A 22,143-nucleotide genomic window follows, 5' to 3' on the forward strand; every position below is an offset into this window, starting at 1 on the left:
TACCGGCAAACCGTAGATGTGCCGGTCCGCGGTATTACCCGCGACAAAGCCGCAGTGTTTACTAATCCGGGCCTGGTTTCGCCGGTGAACGGTCGAGAAACTTGCGAAACTCACGCGAGGGATGCGGCGCGTGACAATGGCCAATCACCGTGCCCCTCTACACATCGAGGGCGGCGAACAACGATGTTGTGCGTGTCTGACGTAATCGTGGGTGCGCCGTTCACACGGATTCGAATGCTACGACATATCAAGCACACATGCGTGCGATGGTGAATTCGGGCAGCGGCGGCGGGGCGTGACCACGGGTGCCAACGCCGTCCCGTTGGAGGCCGCGTGATCGGTGCCAGGGAGTAAAACCACGGGCGGCGCCCGACCGCCGCCGAGCTCACGGAGCTCGGCGGGTCGCCGCGCGTGAGCGCCGCTCGTGGTTTTTCCACGCGGCCGACCGGGACGCGTGGCACCCGTGGTCATGCCCCGTCGGCGGCACCGCCGCGCGTGCGAGCATCCTCCATGTCTCCTCTTCAGGGTGCCGACAGTCAGCGTCTCAGCGAGAGCCGAGAAGAACTGGGGCGGCACGGCTGTTGGAGCGATTGACAACAGCACGCCGCGTTGGTATAAACTCCAACATGAAGGCCGAGTTGCTGCTCCATGAACGTCATCAACTCGACATCGACGCCTTCGCGGAGCTGAGGTCCAAATGAAGACCGTGACTCTCTCTGTCGCCTCGCGCGAGGACGTAACGCGCCGCGCGCTGACGGCCTTCAAGGGCAAACGACAGGGGGCGCATATCTCTTTCGCGTCGGTCGAGTTGCTTTGGCAGACCCTGACCAGGAAGCGTTGGGAGTTACTGAAGGCAATGACTGCGCAGGGGCCATGACCATCCGTGAGGCTGCTCGCCGCGTCGACCGTGATGTGAAGGCGGTGCATGGCGATGTGCGTATCCTGCTCAACGCGGGTGTGCTCAATCGGACCGACGACGGCCGCGTCGTGTTCCCCTACGATGCTGTGCACGTCGATTTCATGTTGACCAAATCTGCCTGAGTTCAGACGTCAACGCGCTGGCATCGCCTCGGCGAGCCCTTGCCTGGCGATCTCGGATGCTGGATCGACGGTCAAGGCCTCGGCGAAATATCGGGCGGCGCCTGGGCGATCGCCTGCCTCCAATTCCAGTGTGCCGAGGTTGGCGTACGTCGCCGGGTCGCGCGGATTGGCCGCGAGCGATGCCTGAAACGCCGCCTGTGCCTCGTCATGTCGTCCGAGCTGTGCCAGGCTGGCCCCAAGGAGATTCTGAGCCTTGGCGTGGCTCGCATTCTGGGCGACGACTGCCTGCGCTTCCTGCACCGCGAGGTCCAGCCGGCCCTGCATGAACAGTAGCGTGCCCGCATAGTAGCGTGCGGCTTCGCTCTGTGGGGCTTCGGCCTGCAGCTGCGCAACCACCGGCGCAAGCCGGTTCACGTCTCCGAGATCGGCGAGGACCGACGCCAGTTGCTCCTGCGCCTCGACGTTCCGCGGGTCCGCCTGGAGGACGGAGAGCGGAAGACGCATGGCCTCGTCGTATTCCCCCCTGCCAGCGAGCAGCCGTGAAAGTGCGAGCTTGGCGGGCACCCGCTTCGGCTCGGTCGCCAGCTCGCGCAAGCGTGCTTCGACGCCAGCTCTGAGACGACCCTCTCCCGCTGCGCGTACCACGCCCTCGAGTGCTCGCGCGTCGTCCGGATCGACGTCGAGCGCGCGCATGAAGTCCTCTGTGGCGGACGCGTAGGCTTCCGCGTGGATGAGCATCCAGCCACGGTCCCGCCAGTCGGCGGCGGAGGCGGTCGCCAGCGCTCGTTCCACCACGTCGGGGCGATCTGTCGCCCGGGCCAGCGCCCGGAGCCGAGCGGCGTTGTCCGGCGCTCCCCCCGCGTAGATGGTCCGTGGCCCGGAGAACTCGAGCGCTGCTCGATCATCGGTCTGCACCGGCGCACCTGCCGTCCACGCCCTCAACGCCGATCCTTCGGCGATGAAGAGTGAGAGCAGACTGAAGGGGTGGAGCGCGCCGACACCCGCGAGGTCCTCCGCGACGCCCGGGCGGTGCCAGGCATTGCTGATCCGGCTCAGGTGAGCGGTCAGTGGTCCGCGGGATCCGACCAGCAGCACATCTCCCTCGCCCACCAACCACAGCGTGCCATCCGGAAAGACCGAGAGAAACGTGGCGACGATGGACTTCAGATCTGCCGTGCTGATGTCGTACGTGTGGGCCCACTGACACAGCACGCCACCCGGTGCGAGCCGCGCGCGCGCAGCCTCGAAGAACTCCCGTGTGAAGAGCGACGCGATGCCCGCCATCCACGGATTGGACGGCTCCGACACGATCACGTCGTAACGTGTCGTCCCGAGGAGCAGGTGCGTCCGGCCGTCTCCGAGGATCAACCGAGTACGCGGGTCGGAAAGCGCGCCATGATTCTGGCGCTCGAAGAACCGTGAGGCCTCGACGACACCCGGCGAGAGCTCGAGCATCGTGGCGCGATCGATCGGATGCCGCAGCGCCGATCCCAACGTGACGCCACTGCCGAGTCCGATGATGGCGACGTTCCTCGGAGTGGGATGGAGCAAGAGTGGCAGGTGCGCCAGCACTCGCTGGGTCAGCATGTCGCCGGCGTCGGAGGCGTCGACCTTGCCGTCGATCGCGAGGGACCTCGTTCCAGCAAGGTCGCGTACGGTGACGGTCGCAGCCGCGCCTTCGCGGTAGTAGCGCAGCTGGCCCGCAGTGAGCGTGCTCTCGAGGTTCGGCCCCCGAAAGAGCGGCGCATACTTGTACGCCCCGCTCGAAAGCAAGAGCGGATCGCCTGACGGCATCCACCATGCCCACACGAGCACCGCAACCGCCGCCATCGCGGTGACGGTTCGCCCGCGTCGTTTCACGCCTCCCGCCAGGGTGACCGCGACAGCCCCGCCTACCGAGACGAGCGCCACGAGACGAACGGTGCCGTGCAGGCCGAGCCAAGGGATCAGCATGAAGCCCGCGAGCAGCGATCCGGCGATGGCGCCGGACGTGTTGACCGCATAGATCATGCCGAGGTCGGTCACCAGTGATTCGTCGCGCGACGTCGCCGCGGCAACTGCGAACGGAAACGCAATGCCAAACGCAACCGTCATGGGCACCAGGATTGCCGCGACGATGAGCACCTGCCACACCAGCACGTTGCCAAAGGCAGCATCCGGGCGCGCGACGACGTCGGCGATCAGCAGGAGTCCACGGTTCAGCGTGCCTGCGGCGGCCATGGCGAGCGCAACCGACACGACGAGGCACACGGCGAGCCCGCTGAGCGGGTCGCGCGTCCGAGCGGCGAGGCGGGAGCCGATCGCCGCACCGAGCGCGATACCGGCGATGAAGCAGGTGACGATCACGCTGAACGCGTAGGTGGTCGGGCCAAGAACGAGCGCCAGCAGCCGCGTCCAGACCACCTGCAGCGTGAGCGACGAGAAGCCTGAGACGGCCAGCGCGAGCGCGGCCAGCCGCGGCCGAGCAGTCGTCACACGAGTCGCGCGGGGGGACACGCCGCGCCGACGCGGCCCGACGCCCGGCCGCCGCGGGGCTGCTGATCGCGCCGCGCCCGTCCACGTCGCGGCGCCGCGTCGTCCAATCGCCAGCGCACCTGCAGCCGCGCTTACGTTCAGCGCGACACCCACCCACGTCGTGCCGCTGAGGCCAAGGCTCGGCAACAGCAAGAAGCCGGCCAGCACCGCACCACTCGCGGCACCGACGGTGTTCGCGGTATAGAGCCAGCCCGCATCGGTCGCCGCGCTGGACGTCCCGCGGACCATCCATCGCGAGGCCAAAGGAAACGTCGCCCCCATGACCGCGGCCGGCGCCGACAGGACCACCAGGCTGGAGACGACGCGAAACAACCCAAAGATCGCGCCGTCGCCGTTCGCGTATGTGATGACGAGCAGCGGATGCAGCGCCGCCAGCTCGAAGGGCACGAGGAGCGCGAGACCGGCGATCGCCGCCTCGCAGCCGACGTAGGAGGTCAGCGCTTGCTTGGGGCTCAAGCGGTTGCCGAGGCGTCCGCCGAGCGCTGCACCCACCGCGAGGCCGCCCATGAATGCCGCGAGCACGGTGCTGGCCGCGGCGACCCCCTGTCCTAATTGGAGCGCGAGCAGTCGTGTCCAGGTGACTTCGTAGACGAGCGCAGCCGCCCCCGACGCGGCAAAGACGAGGAGGAACGAACCCCGAAGCATTCACAGCCAGCCTAGCAGAGAAGGAGGCATCTTGGCTGCTGCGACAGCTTGCGACATCGGTTGACCGAGGGCGGTCCTATGATGGGCGGACTTCGAAGTCCAATGGCACACTTATTCCTAGACGAGTCCTTAACTCGCCGATCGCGCCGTCGAGCGGGCATTGGTGTCGTGCGCGAGAGTCTTGCCGAGCGAGGACCCCACCGGCAGACAGCAGCGAAAAGCGGAGCCAATGTGCACGGGGCCGGCGATCTCGTCGGCACGCACACGACAGAACCTTGCAGGAGAACCATCGTGAACACCTCGAGAGTGATAGCCGTTACCGGGGCGCTGGTGTTGATGGCATCCCAACTGTTCGCTCAATCTGACGAGCCTCGGGACGCCTTCCATTTCATGACGCTCGCCAACAAGGCGCAGATCGTCATGCTGGCCGAACAGCAATTGATTCCGCGAGCCGAGGCGCAGCGCATTGCGATGGGCATCGGCGAGATTGCCCGAGCGGAGGCTCGCCCGGGAGCCGCTCGGCCATCGGACTACCTCAGGTTCGAGAAGCAGCTGATCGAGAAGGCCGGCCCGGAGGCGTCGAAGCTTCATATGGGCCGAAGCCGGAACGACCTCGGCGCGGCCATGAATCGCTTGTTGATGCGGGACAAGGCGCTCGAGGTTCTGGACTCGCTCTTCGATGCACGACAGGCGCTGCTGAGTCTGGCGGGCAAGCACGAGAACACGATCATTGCCGCCTACACTCACGCGGTCCAGGCCCAACCCATCTCACTCGCTCACTATCTGCTGGCCCTGTCGTCCGCGCTCGAGCGCGACTCGCAGCGTGCCCGAGAGGTCTACCACCGTCTCAACCACAGCCCGCTGGGGGCCGGTGCACTCGGCACCTCCGGATTTGCTCTCGATCGCGAGCGCCTGATGGAGCTCGTGGGGTTCGAAGCGATGCTCGAGAACTCGTACGACGCGATCAGCATTTCGCCCGCGGATAGCAAGGCCGAACTGGCTGCGGTGTACGCCATCTCCTCCCTCGCGCTGGGCAGATTCGCTCAGGACCTGGTCGTCGCCTACGCGGATCCCACGCCCGGCCTCTACCTCTCTGACGAGATGACGGGAAGAAGCAGCATCATGCCGCAGAAGCGGAATCCCGGGCCAATCGAATCGCTGCGGCGCACGGCCAGCAGCGTGCTGGCCCGGTCCCAGAAGATCTTCCTGATGGCCCACAACACCACCATGGGCGAGGTCAGCGATGTCCGTTATTACCTCAAGGACGAGATTCTGGAAGCCAGCGACGAGGCTACGGAGATGTATCGCATTCTCCAGCGCATTCTCGACGGTCTGGTCGTCAATCCGGAACGGACGCTCGAAACGGTGAATGCGGACTATTCCACGATGACCGAGCTAGCCGACGCGCTGCTCAGAGGCGCCGGCGTGCCTTTCCGGATTGGATACAACTTTGCGTCGGCGATCACGACCTACGGACGCTCGAATGGGAAGACGCCCAGTCAGATCTCGTATGCCGAGTACAGCCAGGTCTATCAGGAGCTGAACCAGGGAGCCCGCTTCCCCCTGAGCGAAGCACAGCTTCGAGAGGCCATCGATCCCAGGACGATGGTCGCCAACCGTCGGGGCCGCGGGGGGCCACAGTCTGCCGAGGTGCAGAGGATGCTCTCCGAGCACCAAAGCCGTCTGGCTTCTGACCGAGGCTGGGTAGCTGGCGAGCGGCAGAAGATGGCCCGTCACGAAGCGAACCTAGACGCCGTGTTCCTTCGACTGGTAGGGCCGTAGCTGCAAGGCCTCGCCAAACGTGCAGGAACGACGCCCGACGCCTGAGGGTGTCGACCCTGAAGCTGTCGTATCAGTTGAGCCAGAACAACAAGCTGATTGCCGTCTGGCAGCCCAGCGTCAAGCTGCAGCCGCAAAACGGCGCTGGCCGCTTCCGTCCGCTCGAGGCGACACGCCACTATTACAACCCGACATCTATCTACAAGGGCGAGATTCAGAGCATGGTCACGCCGCGCCTGCTGGTCAACGTGGTTGGCGGCTACGCCGGGTACGTCGCCGACTACTCCGCACCGCGTGCCGGCTTCATGAGCCCGGACAATCCGAGCCGGCTCGACCGCGAGACCGGCTTACGGACCGGCCCGCACGAGGCCTCAGAGCAGCGCCCGCGCGACCGCTGGCAGGCGGACGGCAGCGTCAGCTTCTTCCCGGAGCGGTTCCTCGGCGGACGACACGAGATGAAGGCCGGCACCTCGCTCTATTGGGAGCACGCCGGCAGCGGCCGGCTCAATCACAGCAACGGTAACTACATGCTCGTTTACGACCGCGTGGGCGAGCGGTCTAGACAGGCGAGCGAGATCGAGATCATCAACTCGCCGATCGAGCCCTCGAGCTGGGCGACGGTGTACGCGGCGTATCTCAAGGACACGTGGCGAATCAGCGAGCGACTCACAGCGAACCTTGGTCTCCGCTTCGAGCGGCAGCACTCGTACTTGCCCGCGCAGTCGAAGGAGGCCAGCCCGTTCTTCCCGGAGCTCTATCCGGCTGGGAGCTTTCCGAAGCTGGACGTCTTGACCTGGAACGCCGTGATGCCGCGCGCCGGTCTGGCCTGGAATCTCAACCCGAAGACGGTCGTGAAGGGGACGTTCGGAGTCTTCGTGGACGCGATTGGAGACGAGTTCGCGACCGATTACAACCGAAATGCGCTGTCCACCGCGGTGTTCCGATGGCGCGACACGGACGGCAACGACAACTACACGCCGGGTGAGGTGAGCCTCGACCTCAACGGGCCCGACTTCCTCAGCATCACGGCGGCGAGCAACAATATCCTCACGCCCAACCTGAAGCAGCCGACCACGACCGAGGCCACGGCGAGCTTCGAGCGGGAGCTGCTGGAGAACCTGGGCTTCCGCGCGCTCTACGTCTTCAAGCAGCGGCGTCGCCAGTACGACGAGGTGAACGTCTTGCGGCCGCACAGCGCCTACGACATTCCGCTCACACGCCGTGATCCCGGGCCGGACGGCGTGCTCGACACGGGCGATGACGGCGGAGCGGTCACGATCTACGACTATGACGCGGCGCTCCGCGGCGCCGAGTTCGTCGGCAGCCAGCGCGTCAACAGTGACGACCCGGATTCCTGGCAGTCGATCGAGCTCACGCTGACGAAGCGATCGACGGGCCGCTGGAGCGCGGTGGCATCCTTCTGGGCGATCAAGAACGACGTCTGGCTCGATCCGCTGCGCGAGACGCCCAACACCGAGTACTTCCCGAAGAATCAAACATGGGAGTGGGCGTCGACCGTCAGTGGCACGTACCGGTTACCGGGCGACGTGATGCTCAGCGGGTTTCTTCAGGCGAAGCAGGGCAGCGTGGGAGCGCGCACCAACATCTTCCGCGCGGTCGACCCTGATGGCGGACCGCCGCTCGCGCAGCTCAGCACGGTCACGCTGCGTCTCGAACCGTATGGCACGACACACGGGCCCGCCCTCAAGCTCGTGAATCTTCGGGCCAGCAAGCGGTTCCCCTTCGGCGGCAAGCGGATCGACGTCGACTTCGATGTCTTCAACGTCTTCAACTCCGGGACGCCTACGGCCCTCACGTATGCCTCCGGTCCAACGTTCGGCTATGCCACCAACGTCGTGCCGGCACGTGTCGCGCGGGTCGGTGCGCGCTTCTCCTTCTGAGGTTCCCATGCGACTGTTCTTAACCGCGATCACCTTGTTCGTTGCGGCCACCGCATTCGCGGATCCGCTCAAATGCGACCTCTCCGGCTACACTGCGCTCACCGGCCTGACGGCGGCGGTCGACCAGGACACGCTGGTCGTGACGTGGGCCGGCGACGAGGAGAGTGAGCTGCGCGCGCAGTACGGCATCCAGGGTGGGCAGCCCGTCATTCGAGAGCTGGCTATCCGCAAGCAAGGCGGCCAATGGGCGCCGCTTGGTCGAGATCTCGTGCCGGAGTACTACGTGGTCAGTGGCGTACGGCGTATGACCACACAACAGGCGCAACCCCTGCGGCAGCTCGGTGTCGAAATCACCCCAGAAGTGATCGAGCGCGAGAAGTGGTATGCGTTCTGGGATGCACCGCTCCTCGTACCGGGAACACCAGAGTCCCTGCCGCCCCGGCAGGGTCAGAAGCCAACCCGTGGTGGCCAGGCCTCGGGCCGGCAGGCGCAGGGCCGGGGGCAGGGTGGCACCAGCGCGGCGCTCGGTCTCCCCGAGGGCCGTGTCTTCGGACTGCCGCGGACGCCGGAGGAGGTTCGACGCGCCGACGCCTCGTTTGCGGTGACGTCGTGCACGGTGAAGACGGATGGCGCGCGGATCGAGGTGACCTTCCCCGGCTTGTCGATGGGGATCTTCGCGGGCGACTTACGCTTCACGGCCTACCGCGGCACGCGCATGTTCCGGATGGACGCCATCGTCAAGACCGACGAGCCCTCGGTGGCCTACAAGTACGAAGGCGGCCTGCGGGGCTTCTCGACGAGCGTGCTGCCGCGCGTGACGTGGCGCGATACTGGCGGCGACCCGCAGCAGTACGAGTTCGGCGGCATCGAGAACGACGCGCGGGTCAACGTCAAGGCCAAGAACCGTGTCCTGGTGGCGGAAGGGAAGGGTGGGTCGGTGGCGACCTTCCCCTCGCCACACCGTTTCTTCTTCACCCGCGAAGTGGACACCAACCTCGGGTACGTCTGGTACCGAAAGGACAGCGACAGCCAGTTCGGAATAGGCGTCAGGCAGGCTGAGGGTGAGGAAGTGGTGCGGTATCTCGAGAACTTCGCGTTGCACAACGCGCCGCCCGGAACCTGGCAGCACATGTCGGTGTACTTCCTCGCGAGTGCCGACGCGGCCGAGCCGACGCGAGATGCGGCGATGGCTTTCACGCGGGGCGACCGCTTCAAAGCAGTGCCCGGGTACAAGACGATGGTGAATCACTTCCACCTGCGGTTCACCGAGCGTTTACGGGCCGCCGGATCGCTCGAGCACACGTTTCAGGATCTGATGGCCATGCGCGCAATCGGCATCAACATTGTCGGCCTCAGCGACTTTCACGGTGATCTACGGGGCAACGACACGGGGCCGGGGAGGTTCGAAGACCAGCGGGACTATGCGCTGGCATCCCAGAAGGCCTCCGACACGGACTTCCTGGTCACACCGTGGGAAGAGCCGAGCGCCTACTTCGGCGGCCATTACAACGTGATGTTCCCGAAGAACGTGTATTGGACGAAGCGACGGGACGAAGGGCAGCCGTTCACTGAGAGCCTGCCAGGCTTCGACAAGGTCTACCACACGGGCTCGACCGACGACGTGCAGCGGATGCTCGACGCGGAGGGCGGTTACTGGTTCCACGCGCACCCGCGAACGAAGGGAACCACGGGCTACCCGGAGGCGATCTTCGACAAGCCTTGGGTCAAGAACGATCGGTATCTCGGCATTGCCTTCAAGCCGGGCATGGGCGAAGACCTGTCCCAGCAGCGCATCTGCGAGTATCGCTGCTTCGATGCGATCGACACGATGAACAATCTCTACGCCAACGCCGGCTTGCGACCCAAGTATCTGATCGGCGACGTGGACACCTATCAGAAGGGCCCCGAGGACGACCTCTATCCGGGCCATCCCGTCAACTACGTAAAGCTGGACCGGCTTCCGGGCCCCGCGGACGATTGGAGCCCGATCCTGAAGGCGGTACGGAGTGGCGATTTCTGGGTCACGACTGGCGAGATTCTCATCAAGAGCTACGCGGTCGAAGGGAGTGGAGCGCAGCGGACCATCAACGCGGAGCTGGAATGGACGTTTCCGCTCGAGTTCGTGGAGGTGGTCTGGGGAGATGGAAAGAAAGTCGACCGGCAGGTGATCCGCGCGACCGACTTGCCACCGTTCTCCACGAAGCGGTTCAACCTGCCGTTCGACGCGACTGGGAAGGCCTGGGTGCGATTTGCGGCGTGGGATTCGGCGGGGAACGGCGCATTCGTCCAGCCGGTCTGGTTGACCGCGCAGGGCCAACAGACGTCCTCGTCGCGCTGACGCAGGCGGAGCTCGTTCGCGCGCTGCAGTTCCGGGTAGCGACCTGAACGCCGGCTACACTAGGTAGGGCCGCCTCGCCGAGGCGGCCGTGACGGCGCGCTCTCCGAGCGCGCCCTACCTGTGTCGTGATATCGATCCGTTTGACACTGTGCGGTCAGGGGCGTAGACTCCTCCTTTCCTCCCCGGGTCCTCCCCGTTGTTTGACCACCGTCTCCGTTACATACAGGAGGTGGACATGCGTGAGCTCTCTGATATGGAGGTATCGCCCTTCACTCGACGGACGCTGTTCCGGAGCGCAGCGGGCACGCTAGCCGCTGCGGGCGCGGCCACCGCGCTCGCCTGGCCTCGTGCCGCCAGCGGCAACGGTAACCATCACCATCACGGCCCGGCCCCGCTGCCGTCACCGATCCCTGGTGGGCTCCCTGTCGGGCCAACAGGGATCATCCACGTCTTCCTGCCTGGTCCACCGACGATCACGCTACCCTTCACTGGACTCGCCCTTCAGGGGCTCGACGTCGAGCCGAGCACAATCACCAACTTCCGCGGTGCCACGGCGCTGGCGTTTCTCGCAGGCGCAGCGACCGGCAGCGACGGGAAGCAGTACAACCTCGAGGTTGACCTTCGCGCCTTCGAGGGCACCTACATTGCCGACGACGGTTCGACGAACCGAGCCGCCTTCGCGCTGATATGAATCGATCTCTTCGAGCCCGGTTCGGGCTCGCAGATTCACGACTTCAACGGCGGCGTTCCCCTCAACGAGCTCTTCTGGATAGTTGAGCTCCCAAAGCGTGCAGTGACCTTCAGTCGCAGGGGGAGGTTTGCCTTCCTCCATGCGCGGGACGTTCCAGTCATCGACAGCTTCCAGATCTTCGGCCCGAACGTCATTCCAGCCTTGGTGAGCTTCGACGTGCGGTGGGAAGCGATCGAGGCACCAATGGATCTCGGCCAAGGTACAGCGGTCTCGCCGACCGACCCAGCGGCCTTCCTTGGCAGCTTCGCCGCTGCGAGGGCCGTGGGCTCATTCTCGGGCTCCGAAATCGGGTTCAGCTTCGCATCGAACCCTGGCGTGAGCTCTGATCTCGGCTACGCAGAGCTCGGGACCGAGCGAAACGGCGCATTTCTCTGAGTGCACGCGCACCACGCGCACAGTACGTAGCACGGTACGTAGCGAGGGGTCTTTTAGACCCCTCGCGCCTTTTGTCTTAGACCTCGCTCCGTACCAGATCACGAGGCGTCTCCGTGGGCGGCCCGCAGAATCAAGCCAACGGCCTCGGTCAAGCGGTGCCAGCTCGCCGTCTCGCTCTCCAGGTGAGCGCGACCCTTGCGCGTGAGCCGGTAGAACTTCGCCTCGCGCCCCGTATCGGAGAGCTTCCAATCCGCAGCCAGGTATCCGCGGTTTTCGAGACGATGCAGGGCAGGGTAGAGTGAGCCTTGCTGCACCTGGACCACGTCACGGGAGATCTGCTGGAGCCGCTGCGCGATGGCATAGCCGTGAAGCGGCCCGAGGGCGACGACCTTGAGGATCAACAGGTCAAGCGTGCCCTGAGGAAGGTCTGCTTTCGATGGGCTCATGATGCCTCCGACTTCGACATATATCCCATAGGCGGAGAGGAAGTCAACTGCGATGTCGCCTGGATATAGTTCGCAGGAGGCCGAGTAAGTCCGGTAGGAGGTATCGCGCGTGGAAAGAGGAGCCAAAGGAAATCGTGTTGGTCAGCTAGCGGCGCCGTTCGAGCTTCCGGATGCCATCGGCCAGGTGCATCGGCTCGCGGACTATCAGGGGGCGTGGCTACTGCTCGTCTTTCATCGACACCTCGGTTGACTGCCCTGCCGCAGGCACTTGCTGCAGTTGCAGCAACACGAACAGACCTTCAACGACCTGGCGACGCGCATCGCCGTGGTGACGTTCGAGACCACACCGTTCGTCCGCGCGTATGCGGAGGATATGAGGATCGCGTGGCCAATCCTCATCGACAGAGAGCGGACGCTGTACCAGGCTTACGGCATGCATCACGCACGCCTGTGGGACCTATGGGGGCCAAGCACGTGGTGGGCCTACGCGAAGGAGCTGGCCCGCGGCAAGCTGCCCGGACGCCCGCATGCCGATACGGCTCAGCTCGGTGGTGACGTGCTCATCGACCCATCCGGCCTCGTCCGATTCCACTACGTCGGCGTCGGTCCCGCAGACCGTCCATCGATCACGACTATCCTCACTGCGCGTCGTGGAAGATGATGCCGAGCGTGTGCCGCCGGCCGCTCCGCACGCGGCTCACCCCATGGCGCAACGTGACGCGATACCAACCACGAGTGCCCTGCACGGGTCGATGGTGCACCGGGAAGATCACCCCATCTCCCTGCGCGAGCGGCACGACCTCGGCGCGCGACTGCATGCGGGGGCGCTGCTCGGCGAGCACGAACTCTCCCCCGGTGAAGTCACGCGCCGGCGCCGAGAGAAGAAAGGCCACCTGCAGCGGGAAGACATGCTCCCCGTAGAGATCCTGATGGAGGCAGTTGTAATCGCCCTCGCCGTACTGCAGGAGGAGCGGCGTTGGTCTGTTCTGGCCAGCCCGATGACACCGATCGATGAAGTCCGCGTGGTCGTCCGGATACCGAACCGCGATCCCCATCGCTTGGTTCCAGCGGTTGGCGATGACCGCCAATGGTGGATAGAGCGTGCGCCGTAGATCGGCCACCACCTCCGGCAACGGCGACGCGAAGTATTTGTACGCGCCCCGTCCGAACCCGTGGCGTGCCATCACGATTCGACTGCGGAACCGCGCCTCCTCAGCATAGAGATCGGCCAGTGCCGCGCATTCCTCGGCCGTGAGTAGCGAGCTCACCATCGCACAGCCGTGCGTGTCGAGCTCCGCGGTGAGGTGCGGCCATTCGAGTGCCGCGACTCGCTCGGACACAGTAAGGTGGGTGGCGTGCGCATGGAGACTTCCACGCGTCATGATGACGCCTCTCGCTCGATGAGCTGCTGCTTGCGCGCCAAGCCCCAGCGATAACCCGAGAGGGCTCCGTCGTTCCGGACGACGCGATGGCAGGGGATGGCAACAGCGATGGCGTTCGACGCGCACGCGTGCGCGACGGCGCGCGCCGCGTTCGGCGCGCCGATACGACGTGCGATGTCAGAGTAGCTCACCGTCTGTCCGGCAGGAATCTCGCGCAACGCCTGCCACACGCGGTGCTGGAAGGCGGTGCCGCGAATGTCCAGCGGAAGGTCGAGGCCGGTCGCCGGCGCTTCCACGAAGCCAATCACCGTCGCCACCAGCTGTTCGAACGCTGGGTCGTCACCGACGAGCGCGGCACTCAGGAATCGGTCCTGCAGATCCCGCACGAGAACGTCGGGATCGTCGCCCAGCATAATGGCGCAAATACCCTTGTCGGTGGCCGCCACCAGGATGGATCCGATTGAGCACTCCGCCACCGCGAAGCGGATTGCTGCGCCATCGCCGCCCGACCGGAACCGTGTGGGCGTCATGCCCAGCACGGCAGACGAGGCGCTGTAGAAGCGGCTACTCGAATTGAAGCCGGCGTTGTAGATGGCGTCGGTCACCGTCTGGCTTCGCGGGAGCTCCGTCCGGAGCCGCTCGGTCCGCCGAGCGGCGGCATACGCGCGCGGGGTCACCCCTGTCAGCGCCTTGAACACCCGGTGAAAGTAGAAGCGACTCATCCCTACCGCCGCGGCAAGTGCCTCGAGGCGAGGCATCTCCACGGCTGTCTCGATCAAGCTGCACGCTTTCGCGACGGCCGCTGCCTGTTGCTCGGCCAGCGAGGGCCCCTTCGGCCGGCATCTCAGGCACGGCCGGAAGCCCGCATGCTCTGCCTCGTCGACGGTGGCGTGAAAGCGCACGTGTTGGCGTCCAGGTCGTCGCGCCGCACAAGAGGGCCGGCAATAGATGCCGGTCGTTTCAACCGAGTAGAAGAAATGGTCGTCTGCCCGGCCGTCGCGGCGTACCACTGCCGCCCAGCGCTCCTCATCGCTCGAATACGCGGCTGGTGCCTCGTCTGTCGTCCTCGCCATGCCGGTCATGATCGTACTCCTTTCGGTCCCCGGCAGGTCGCTGACCTGCCCTTGACCGATACTGAAGGAACACACATCGGTAGGCACTCCGACTCTTGCTTTTGAATTTCGGGAGGCGAATGTCAGCCGCGCCTGCTCGATCAGTTCCCGGACAGCTGCTGGCGAGCCTTCTCCACGTCACGGTGGAAGACGAAGAGCGGATCGGCGTTCTCTGCCCGCGTCGTGAAGTTCCAGGTGCGCCCCCCCTCCTGCTCCACTCGTAAGGTCTTGTCGAGATAGTCCACACGAAAGGTGCCTAGTTGGCCCCAAGGCAGGGACAACGCATGGTCGCCCTTGGAGGGCTTATATCTCAAGCCCTCAAGGGAGGCGGCGAGACGTCCTTCACAGGAGCCGAAGGCATGTTTGTGCACGACGTCGACCGTCTCGTCCAGCGTGACCTCGTTGAGCTCGATATCGACGCTCGTCGTGTCTTCGCCAATCTCGATCGTACGCACGGCCGCGGTGTAGCCTTCCGCGACCAGGTTCAATTGATGGGTTCCCGGCGTGACGTTCCGTGTCACGAGCGGCGTCTTTCCGAGGAACTTACGGTCGATGAACACCATCGCGCCGGGGACGTCGCTATTCACGCGCAGCTCTGGCGCTGGCGGCTCGACAGCTGGTGGCGGAGACGTAGGCTTCGGCAACTCCTCACGCGCCGGAGGAGGCTTCTTCACAGGAGGCGGCGCAGCCTTGGGCGCTGCCTCGTCTCGAGCGGAAGCCGGTGGTGTCGCAGGCATCGTTGGCTCTGTGCCTCGGTCTTCAGCGGCGCGACTCAGATACCAGGCCAGCCCACCGCTGAGCACGGCCGCCACGAGCGCCACCGCCACGAGTGGACCTCGACTACGAGGAGTCTGCGATTGCTCGAGCATGCAAGTACCGTAACGTACTCGGTCATTCTGTCGCGAGCGACTGCCTCCTGCGCATCGCGCCGAGGGGAATGCGAAGGCTGGCTCGCGTATGCGGCACGCGACGGTATCGGGGGCTGTTACATTGACATTGCATGCGCGTGGTAGCGTCGCCGCGCATGCACAGACCGATCCTCTTGACAATCCTCCTCGCCGTATTCTCCGAGCCACTGTTTGCCCAGACAGCTCAAGTGAGCGGGCGTGTCACGGATACGTCGGACAGCGTCGTGCACGGAGTCACGGTCACCGTGGTGCAGCGCGACACGGGCAGCGCACGCCTAGGCGTCACCAACGAAGACGGCTACTACAGCGTGCCAGCGCTCCCGCCCGGTACGTATGTCTTGACGGCTGAGCTCGAGGGCTTTACGCCGGCCGTCCGCGATGGGCTCGTGCTCGTCAACGACCACGTCGCGCGAGCCGATTTCGTCCTGCGCCCAGGCGGCGTCGAGGAAGAGGTGCAAGTGACCGCAGACGCCTTGCTCGAGTCGCAGAAGGCCGACGTGGGCAGCGTGGTGACGGAGCGGAGCATCCACGAGCTCCCGCTCAACGTGCGAGATCCCATCAGCCTGGTGACGCTCACGCCGGGTGTGACGACCGGTGCGAACTTCGGCAGCGGCGGCGGTCGCAGTGCAGGCCGCAACTTCTTCAAGGCGAACTTTCGGGTCGCCGGCGGACGGCATCGTGGCCAGGACGTGCTGCTCGATGGTGCGGCGAATGTCACGGGTGACGCGTACGTCGGGTACATTCCGCCGGTCGATGCCACGCAGGAGTTCAAGGTCGAGACCAACGCCTTCTCGGCGGAGTACGGCCACACGACTGGCGGCATCCTGACTGTTGTGACCAAGTCTGGCACGAACGAGCTGAGGGGAACAGCCTACAACTTCTATCGCAACGACGCCCTCGACGCCACGGACTTCTTTACGAAGCAAGTAGGGCTCGAGCCGCCGGACTTCACGCGCAATCAGTTCGGTGGCGTGGTGGGGGGGCCGATCCACGCCGATCGGACGTTCTTCTTTGGCAGCTACGAGGGCCTGCGCCAGGAGTTTCCGCAAGCGTTGATCTCGACCGTACCCACGATGGCGCAGCGCGCGGGAGATTTCTCGGGGACGCGTGACGCGCAAGGGCGACCGATCGTCATCTACGATCCGTTGACGACACGCAGGCGTCCAAGCGGCGATGTCGTGCGCGACCCGTTCCCGGGCAATCGCATTCCGGAAGACCGCTGGGATCCCGTAGGCGAAAGTGTCCTCCAGTCCTATCCGGAGCCGAACCAGCCAGGCGATCCGGTGACCGGCGCCAACAACTACGCGTTTACGGGTGACCAGACCACGGATACGAACAACTACAACATTCGCGTGGACCATCAACTCTCCGAGGGCCATCGCCTGTTCGGACGCTACGCCTACCAGCGCTCCGACCAGGAGGCGGCGGCGCGCTGGCCTGGTGGCAGCTCACCGGACGAGAGCACGGTCGTCGACCGCTACACCAATGCCGTGCTGGGCGACACGATCGTCCTTTCGCCCACAACGACGGCGGAGCTCCGCGTGGGATTCACGAGGGCACACGCCAACATCGTCGCGCCGACGTTCGACCTGCTGCAATTGGGCTTCCCACAGTACATGAGCCAGCTCGACACGAGCCTGTGGCCGCAATTCGCTGTTGCCGATGTCACGGGCATCGGCAACGGCTTCGGCAACGACCAGCCGCGCAATACGTACTCGGTCGCAGGACAGGTGCACCGGTTGGCGGGACGGCACGTCCTCAAGGCCGGCGTCGACGTTCGTGCGTTGCAGTTCAACGCGTTCGAGAACAACGACCCTGCCGGCTCGTTCTCGTTCTCTCGCAGCATGACGCAGGGACCGATCGCGAATCAGGCGACTCCCGACGCGGGTCATGGCGTCGCTTCACTGCTGCTGGGCGCCGGTTCCGGCGGCAACGTGGACCACATCAGCGGCCTTGCCCTCCAGCGGCGCGCCTATGGGCTGTTCATTCAAGACGACTGGCGAGTCTCGCCGCGCCTGACCGTCAACCTGGGACTCCGCTACGACGTTGACACCGGGATGACGGAACGGTTCGACCGCCTGACCTGGCTCGATCTCGATGCGCCAAGCCCCCTGGCCGAGGCCACCGGCCTTCCCTTGCGCGGTGTGCTCCGCTTCGCGGGGGCCGATGGCCCGCGCAACCAGCTCGACACCGATTGGAACAACGTGGCTCCGCGCGTGGGCATCGCGTACAGCGCCACACCGACCACCGTGGTGCGCGCCGGCTACGGCATCTTCTATGCTCCGATGCCCGTCAGGCGGATCGGCTCGGTTGGCTTCGACACGACGACCCCATGGGTCGCAAGTCTCGATGGGCTCGTGCCAACCAACTATCTGCGCGACCCATTCCCGCAAGGCTTCAATCTTCCGACGGGAGATCGCGACCCTCTGACGAACGTGGGCTTCAACCTGGCGAGCACGACACGCGACCAGCCGGTGGGCTACACGCAACAGTGGAGCCTGTCGCTACAACGCCAGCTTGGTGAACGCCTGCTGGTCGACGTCGCCTATCTTGGAAACAAGGGAACCAAGTTGCAGTCCGGCGTCGTCTTCCAAGAAAACTCAATCGACCCAGAGCTCCTCGCCCTGGGCAATCAGCTCGACGAGCTCGTTGCGAATCCTTTCTTCGGTCTCATCGAGAGCGGGCCCCTCTCAGCCCCCTCGGTCGCGCGGCGTCAGCTCCTACTGCCGTTTCCGCAGTACACCGCCGTGTCGCAGCAGTTCGCGGACGCCACGAGCGCCTTCTATCACGCGATGGTCGTCAAGGCGGAGCGGCGTGCGTCGCGCGGCCTCACGCTCATGGCGTCGTACGTGTGGTCGAAGCTCATAGACGAGGCGTCGGATCAGGTGGGCGGCACGAGCATCCTCAACTTCTACGACCGGCGCGCAGAGCGGTCGTTGTCGACCTACGACGTCCCAGACAATGTCGTCGTGAGCACCGTGTACGACCTGCCGTTCGGCCGCAATCGCCGCCTGGCCACCAGCTTGCCCCGCCTCGTCAACGCGCTCGTCGGCGACTGGACGGTCGCAGTCATTGCTAGGTGGCAGAGCGGCTTTCCCATCAGAGTGAATCGGCCAGCGGTGCGTGATGCGCGCAGCGCCCGGCTCGACGATCCGACGATCGAGCGCTGGTTCGATACCGATGTCTTCAGCCCGGCCGAGCCGTTTACCTTTGGCAATGTGAGCCGAGCGCTCCCGGACGTTCGCGCCGACGGCGTGAAGAATGTCGACATGACCTTCTCGAAGAGCGTCCGGGTTGATCGGTATCGTCTGCAGCTTCGGGCGGACGTGTTCAATCTCTTCAACCGCACACAGTTTGCCGCCCCAAACGGCAGCGTCACGAGCGCTGCCTTCGGCACGGTCACGAGCCAGGCCAACAGCCCGCGTGAGATCCAAGTTGGCGTGAAGCTGTACTGGTAGACAAGGGACCGCCTATTCGTACCGCAGCGCCTCGATCGGATCGACACGGCTGGCGCGGCGCGCCGGCACCCACGTGGCGACGAGCGCCACGATGCTCAGGACCAGCGGTACACTGACGAAGACCATCGGGTCCCACGTCTGAACGCCGAACAGGAAGCTGGCAATAAAGCGGGTCAGGCCGAAAGCGGACGCGATGCCAATCACGACACCGATGATCGCGAGACGCATGCCCTGAACGATCACCATGTTCTTGACCTGGCTCGCTTCGGCGCCCAGCGCGAGCCGGATGCCAATCTCTTGTGTCCGCTGCTGGACCGAGTACGCCATCAAGCCATAGATCCCGATAGCGGCCAGCAGGAGCGCAGAGGCGCCGAACACGGTCATGAGCCACATGTTGAAGCGCTGGCGCGACGTCGAGCGGCTGACCACCGTCTCCATCGAGCGGATGTCGGACACCGGCAGGCCAGTGGCTTGGCGTAGCGCTTCCTGGATCGCGCTGCTCAGCGAGTATGGCTGCACCTGTGTTCGGATGACCCAGGCCATCGGAGTAATGCGGACGTTCAGCGCGTTGGCCGCATCAGGCACCTGCGGCTGGGGGACGTACATCCGCGGTCCGGGATCGTTGTTGAGCCCGCCGTCGCGCACGTCGCCGACGATGCCGATGATCTGCCGTTCCGGCTCCTCGGCAAACTCCTGCATGACGCCGCGACCGATCACGAGCCGGTCGGCGAGCGGATCGCCCTTTGGCCAGTACTCGCGAGCCATCGCCTCGTTGATGACGACCACCGGCGGCGACTCGCGCGTGTCTCGATCCGTGTACACGCGTCCCGCCCGGACGGGAATCTCGAACACCTCGAAGTATCCGGCAGATACCGTCACCCAACCGCCGCCGCCGTGGTATGGGTCGTCTTGCAGCGGCCGACCAGCAATGACAAACGGTAGACCATAGCCGCCCTCGAGCGGCACACAGCAGGTCGCGCTGGCTTCGAGAACACCAGGCAGCGCACGAAGGCGTTCGACGCCGTCGCGCACCAGCCGCTCGACGTTGTCCGCTTGCAGGAACCGCGGATCGTTCAACGACATGCGCATCGTCAGCACATTGGTCGGGTTGAAGCCGGGCTCGACGGCTCTGAGCGCGATTGCACTTCGGATGAGGAGCGCGGATCCCACGAGCAGGATGAGCGCGAGCGCCACTTCGGCCACCACCAGCACAGAACGCGTCTTGTTCTGACGTGCGCCCGTGCCCGAGCGTCCGCTGCTCTCCTTGAGCGTTGCGCTGAGATCCGTGCGGGAGGACTGCAGCGCCGGGATCCCCTCGAGGACCGCATGCTGCTGCCGCGTCTCGATGCCACGATTCAGGACGAACCTCGACCCATCCGGCTCGAGGAGCGCGTTGTAGGAGAGCCACTCGGCCCAACGCCGTTCCTCTTCGACAAACTGCGCTCCGAGCGCGGTGCCGCGCGTGTAGTGCCACGCGCCCTGCAGGTTGCTTTGATGCGTATTGAAGTTGTAGCCCCAGTCCGGACCATCGGCTTCGTAGAAATAGCCGACAGGGCTCTGGAGCTCCGTGTGCGTCTCCCGAATACGCCGTTCCAGAAGCGACCGCAGCTCCTCGTCCGGGCGCACGCGAAGCAGCGCGAACGCGCCACTCCAGACATTGGTGTACTGGTTGGAGAAGCGGAGGCCATGCTCGTACAACTGCGGGTCGGTGAGCACGATGTGAACTGCTTGGCGTTGCGCCTCGATCGCACGTTGCCGGAGTGTGGCATCGATAGGGGGACCGTCGGCGAGGAGCACCAGCGCCTGCCCGACGAATTTCGTGGCGAACGCCGTTGCAGCCAAGTTCCAGCGCTCTGGCGCATACTCGCTGAACTGCCCGTCGTCTGCCTGGATGCGACACCAGAAGTCGAGCGCCGCCTCGAGGCGTTGTCGCACCGCCGGGGAGCCACGATATGGGTTCCACGGCCGGTCTGTCGTGTAGAAGTACGCGAGCGCCAGGATGTTCTCCATGATGCGGGCGTTGTAGGGCTGGTTGTCCTTGGGCGCCCGCCAGACCGCGACGTCGATGAAGCCGCGATCTGGTCCCGACTCGCGGACGCTCGTCGCGAGTCGGTGGAAGTGCGCGAGATAGTAGGGGAGATCGAGCTCATCGTCTCTGAAATCGTCCGGGCCCAGCGCCGACAAGTCCACTGGGGGCACATCGAGCCAGCGCTCCTGCGCGGCCTGGACGAAGGGCAGAAGGGCCAGACACAGTGCGACCACGCGAACGTACATTGGACCTCTTCGAAGAATTGTCGACGGCGCGTTCGGCGAACGCGCCCTACCACAGACAATGGGAGGACCGCCTCGCCGAGGCGGCCGTTATCCCGTGGATGTCACCGTCCGACGACGTCAGAAATCAATCCGCGCGACGAGCTGCATGAACCTGGCAGCCTTGGCGCTCGTGATCAAGCCGAAGTTGGGCGAATTGAAGACCGCCTCGCCCGTGCTCGGATCGACAATGACGTTCAACGACGTGTTGGGCCCATTGAGGTTGACACGGTTCAGCAGGTTGAACGCCTCCGCCCGCACCGTCAGACCGAGGCCGCCAGGAAGCGGGAAGCGTCTCGCCAGCGCCAGATCGACGTTGAGCTCACCCGGCTCGCGGGTCGTGTTGCGTCCGAGATTCCCAGGTGTTTCGAACGGCAGCACGAGCTCACGGTCGTCACCCGAGCCGCTGAACAGCGGGCCGACCGGGCGAAACGGAAAGTTGGGGTCGTCTGTCGGCAGCAGGTATCGAATGGCCGTTTCCTCTGCGGTCTGGTCAGGTGCGAAGCCTCCGAGATTGTCGCCGACGACATCCGGCCGTTGCTGCACGGCCAACGGATGAAGGCTGTTCTGTGTGATCGTGTCCGGCAGGCCAGACCTCGCCGTGAGGATCAGGTTCACCTGGATGTCTCGCACGATGGCCGGACCTCCGGTCATGTGCTGCACCGCCACAGCGAAGACGTGTGGACGATCGAAGGAGCTGAGCGAGCGGTTCAGTTCAGGGAAGTCGGTAATGAACTGGCCATGGTCGCTGCCATTCGGTTGCGAGAAATTGAACAGGCCGCTCCCATTGTCGATGGACTTCGACCAGGTGTACGTCGCTTGAAACCCGAGGCGTGACGTGAGCTGCCGGCTGGCGCGTAATTGCAGGGAGTGATAGATCGAGCTGCCCACGTGCATGAACGAGCCAAATCCATCGACGTTCGGGTTCGGGCGCGCGAGCTGTTCGGCAAGATCGCTGCCCGCCGCTTCGACGTCAATCGCACGGTCGTAGGGGATCTCGTTGAAGCGGCGACTCAGCGGCAGATGTCGTCCGCGGGAGCCCACGTAGCTCACGTCGACGATCGTTCCATACCCCACCTCGCGCTGGACGCCGACGTTCCACTGTTGGGAGTAGGGCAACGGGCTCGCTTCGCCGAACTGCGCGCCACCGGTCAGGGGATTC

General features: G+C 65.0%; 15 protein-coding genes and 2 pseudogenes (1 of these 17 cut by a window edge). 9 read left to right on the plus strand and 8 right to left on the minus strand.

The annotated features are described in order from the left end of the window. The first annotated feature begins 697 nt into the window (after positions 1 to 697). A pseudogene (locus GEV06_05490) lies at positions 698 to 1,041 on the plus strand (transcriptional regulator). Between the two features lie 9 nt (positions 1,042 to 1,050). Here GEV06_05490 and GEV06_05495 read toward each other — a convergent pair. After that, complete coding sequence (locus GEV06_05495; protein ID MPZ17350.1) at positions 1,051 to 4,221, minus strand: tetratricopeptide repeat protein; 3,171 nt, start codon at positions 4,219 to 4,221, stop codon at positions 1,051 to 1,053. Between the two features lie 78 nt (positions 4,222 to 4,299). Between GEV06_05495 and GEV06_05500 the strand changes: the two genes are divergently transcribed. From GEV06_05500 to GEV06_05520, 5 genes are all read left to right on the plus strand, one after another. Then, entirely contained in the window at positions 4,300 to 6,003 is a 1,704-nt protein-coding gene (locus GEV06_05500; protein ID MPZ17351.1) for an argininosuccinate lyase, read from the plus strand. Between the two features lie 47 nt (positions 6,004 to 6,050). Then, positions 6,051 to 7,901, plus strand: a complete 1,851-nt coding sequence (locus GEV06_05505; protein MPZ17352.1) for a hypothetical protein — start codon at positions 6,051 to 6,053, stop codon at positions 7,899 to 7,901. Positions 7,902 to 7,908: 7 nt separating this feature from the next. After that, positions 7,909 to 10,239: a hypothetical protein gene (locus GEV06_05510; GenBank protein MPZ17353.1), complete on the plus strand. Its 2,331-nt coding sequence runs from the start codon at positions 7,909 to 7,911 to the stop codon at positions 10,237 to 10,239. Between the two features lie 235 nt (positions 10,240 to 10,474). After that, the gene (locus GEV06_05515) at positions 10,475 to 10,930 is read left to right on the plus strand and encodes a hypothetical protein (GenBank protein MPZ17354.1); all 456 of its coding nucleotides are present in this window, start codon (positions 10,475 to 10,477) and stop codon (positions 10,928 to 10,930) included. Positions 10,931 to 11,032: 102 nt separating this feature from the next. After that, entirely contained in the window at positions 11,033 to 11,365 is a 333-nt protein-coding gene (locus tag GEV06_05520; protein MPZ17355.1) for a hypothetical protein, read from the plus strand. Between the two features lie 98 nt (positions 11,366 to 11,463). Here GEV06_05520 and GEV06_05525 read toward each other — a convergent pair whose 3' ends face one another. Continuing rightward, the gene (locus tag GEV06_05525; protein ID MPZ17356.1) at positions 11,464 to 11,811 is read right to left on the minus strand and encodes a PadR family transcriptional regulator; all 348 of its coding nucleotides are present in this window, start codon (positions 11,809 to 11,811) and stop codon (positions 11,464 to 11,466) included. 109 nt (positions 11,812 to 11,920) lie between these two features. Here GEV06_05525 and GEV06_05530 point away from each other — a divergent pair, with 109 nt between their 5' ends. Then, positions 11,921 to 12,061: a redoxin domain-containing protein gene (locus GEV06_05530; GenBank protein MPZ17357.1), complete on the plus strand. Its 141-nt coding sequence runs from the start codon at positions 11,921 to 11,923 to the stop codon at positions 12,059 to 12,061. Continuing rightward, positions 12,062 to 12,472: a redoxin domain-containing protein gene (locus GEV06_05535; protein MPZ17358.1), complete on the plus strand. Its 411-nt coding sequence runs from the start codon at positions 12,062 to 12,064 to the stop codon at positions 12,470 to 12,472. On the opposite strand, the gene GEV06_05540 is transcribed toward GEV06_05535, so the two are convergent. The 3 genes from GEV06_05540 to GEV06_05550 form a co-directional block, all read right to left on the minus strand. Further along, positions 12,450 to 13,193 carry a proline hydroxylase gene (locus GEV06_05540; protein ID MPZ17359.1) on the minus strand — a complete coding sequence of 248 codons (744 nt, stop codon included), beginning with the start codon at positions 13,191 to 13,193 and terminating at the stop codon, positions 12,450 to 12,452. The genes GEV06_05535 and GEV06_05540 overlap by 23 nt on opposite strands. After that, positions 13,190 to 14,275, minus strand: coding sequence for a bifunctional DNA-binding transcriptional regulator/O6-methylguanine-DNA methyltransferase Ada (gene ada, locus GEV06_05545; protein MPZ17360.1), 1,086 nt, complete (start codon positions 14,273 to 14,275; stop codon positions 13,190 to 13,192). The genes GEV06_05540 and ada overlap by 4 nt, the downstream gene beginning before the upstream one ends. 131 nt (positions 14,276 to 14,406) lie before the next feature. Next, positions 14,407 to 15,174 (minus strand): PEGA domain-containing protein, encoded by a 768-nt coding sequence (locus GEV06_05550; protein MPZ17361.1) that lies wholly within the window; start codon positions 15,172 to 15,174, stop codon positions 14,407 to 14,409. Positions 15,175 to 15,305: 131 nt separating this feature from the next. On the opposite strand from GEV06_05550, the gene GEV06_05555 reads away from it, so the two are divergent. Continuing rightward, positions 15,306 to 18,671 carry a hypothetical protein gene (locus tag GEV06_05555; GenBank protein ID MPZ17362.1) on the plus strand — a complete coding sequence of 1,122 codons (3,366 nt, stop codon included), beginning with the start codon at positions 15,306 to 15,308 and terminating at the stop codon, positions 18,669 to 18,671. A gap of 12 nt (positions 18,672 to 18,683) precedes the next feature. On the opposite strand, the gene GEV06_05560 is transcribed toward GEV06_05555, so the two are convergent. From GEV06_05560 to GEV06_05570, 3 genes and pseudogenes are all read right to left on the minus strand, one after another. Then, positions 18,684 to 20,945 (minus strand): FtsX-like permease family protein, encoded by a 2,262-nt coding sequence (locus GEV06_05560; protein ID MPZ17363.1) that lies wholly within the window; start codon positions 20,943 to 20,945, stop codon positions 18,684 to 18,686. A 117-nt stretch (positions 20,946 to 21,062) separates the two neighbouring features. Next, the gene (locus tag GEV06_05565) at positions 21,063 to 22,100 is read right to left on the minus strand and encodes a hypothetical protein (GenBank protein MPZ17364.1); all 1,038 of its coding nucleotides are present in this window, start codon (positions 22,098 to 22,100) and stop codon (positions 21,063 to 21,065) included. A 32-nt stretch (positions 22,101 to 22,132) separates the two neighbouring features. Continuing rightward, positions 22,133 to 22,143, minus strand: a pseudogene (locus GEV06_05570) (TonB-dependent receptor plug domain-containing protein); it runs 2,335 nt beyond the window's last position.

It is taken from the genome of Luteitalea sp., assembly GCA_009377605.1.
Taxonomy (GTDB): domain Bacteria; phylum Acidobacteriota; class Vicinamibacteria; order Vicinamibacterales; family Vicinamibacteraceae; genus WHTT01.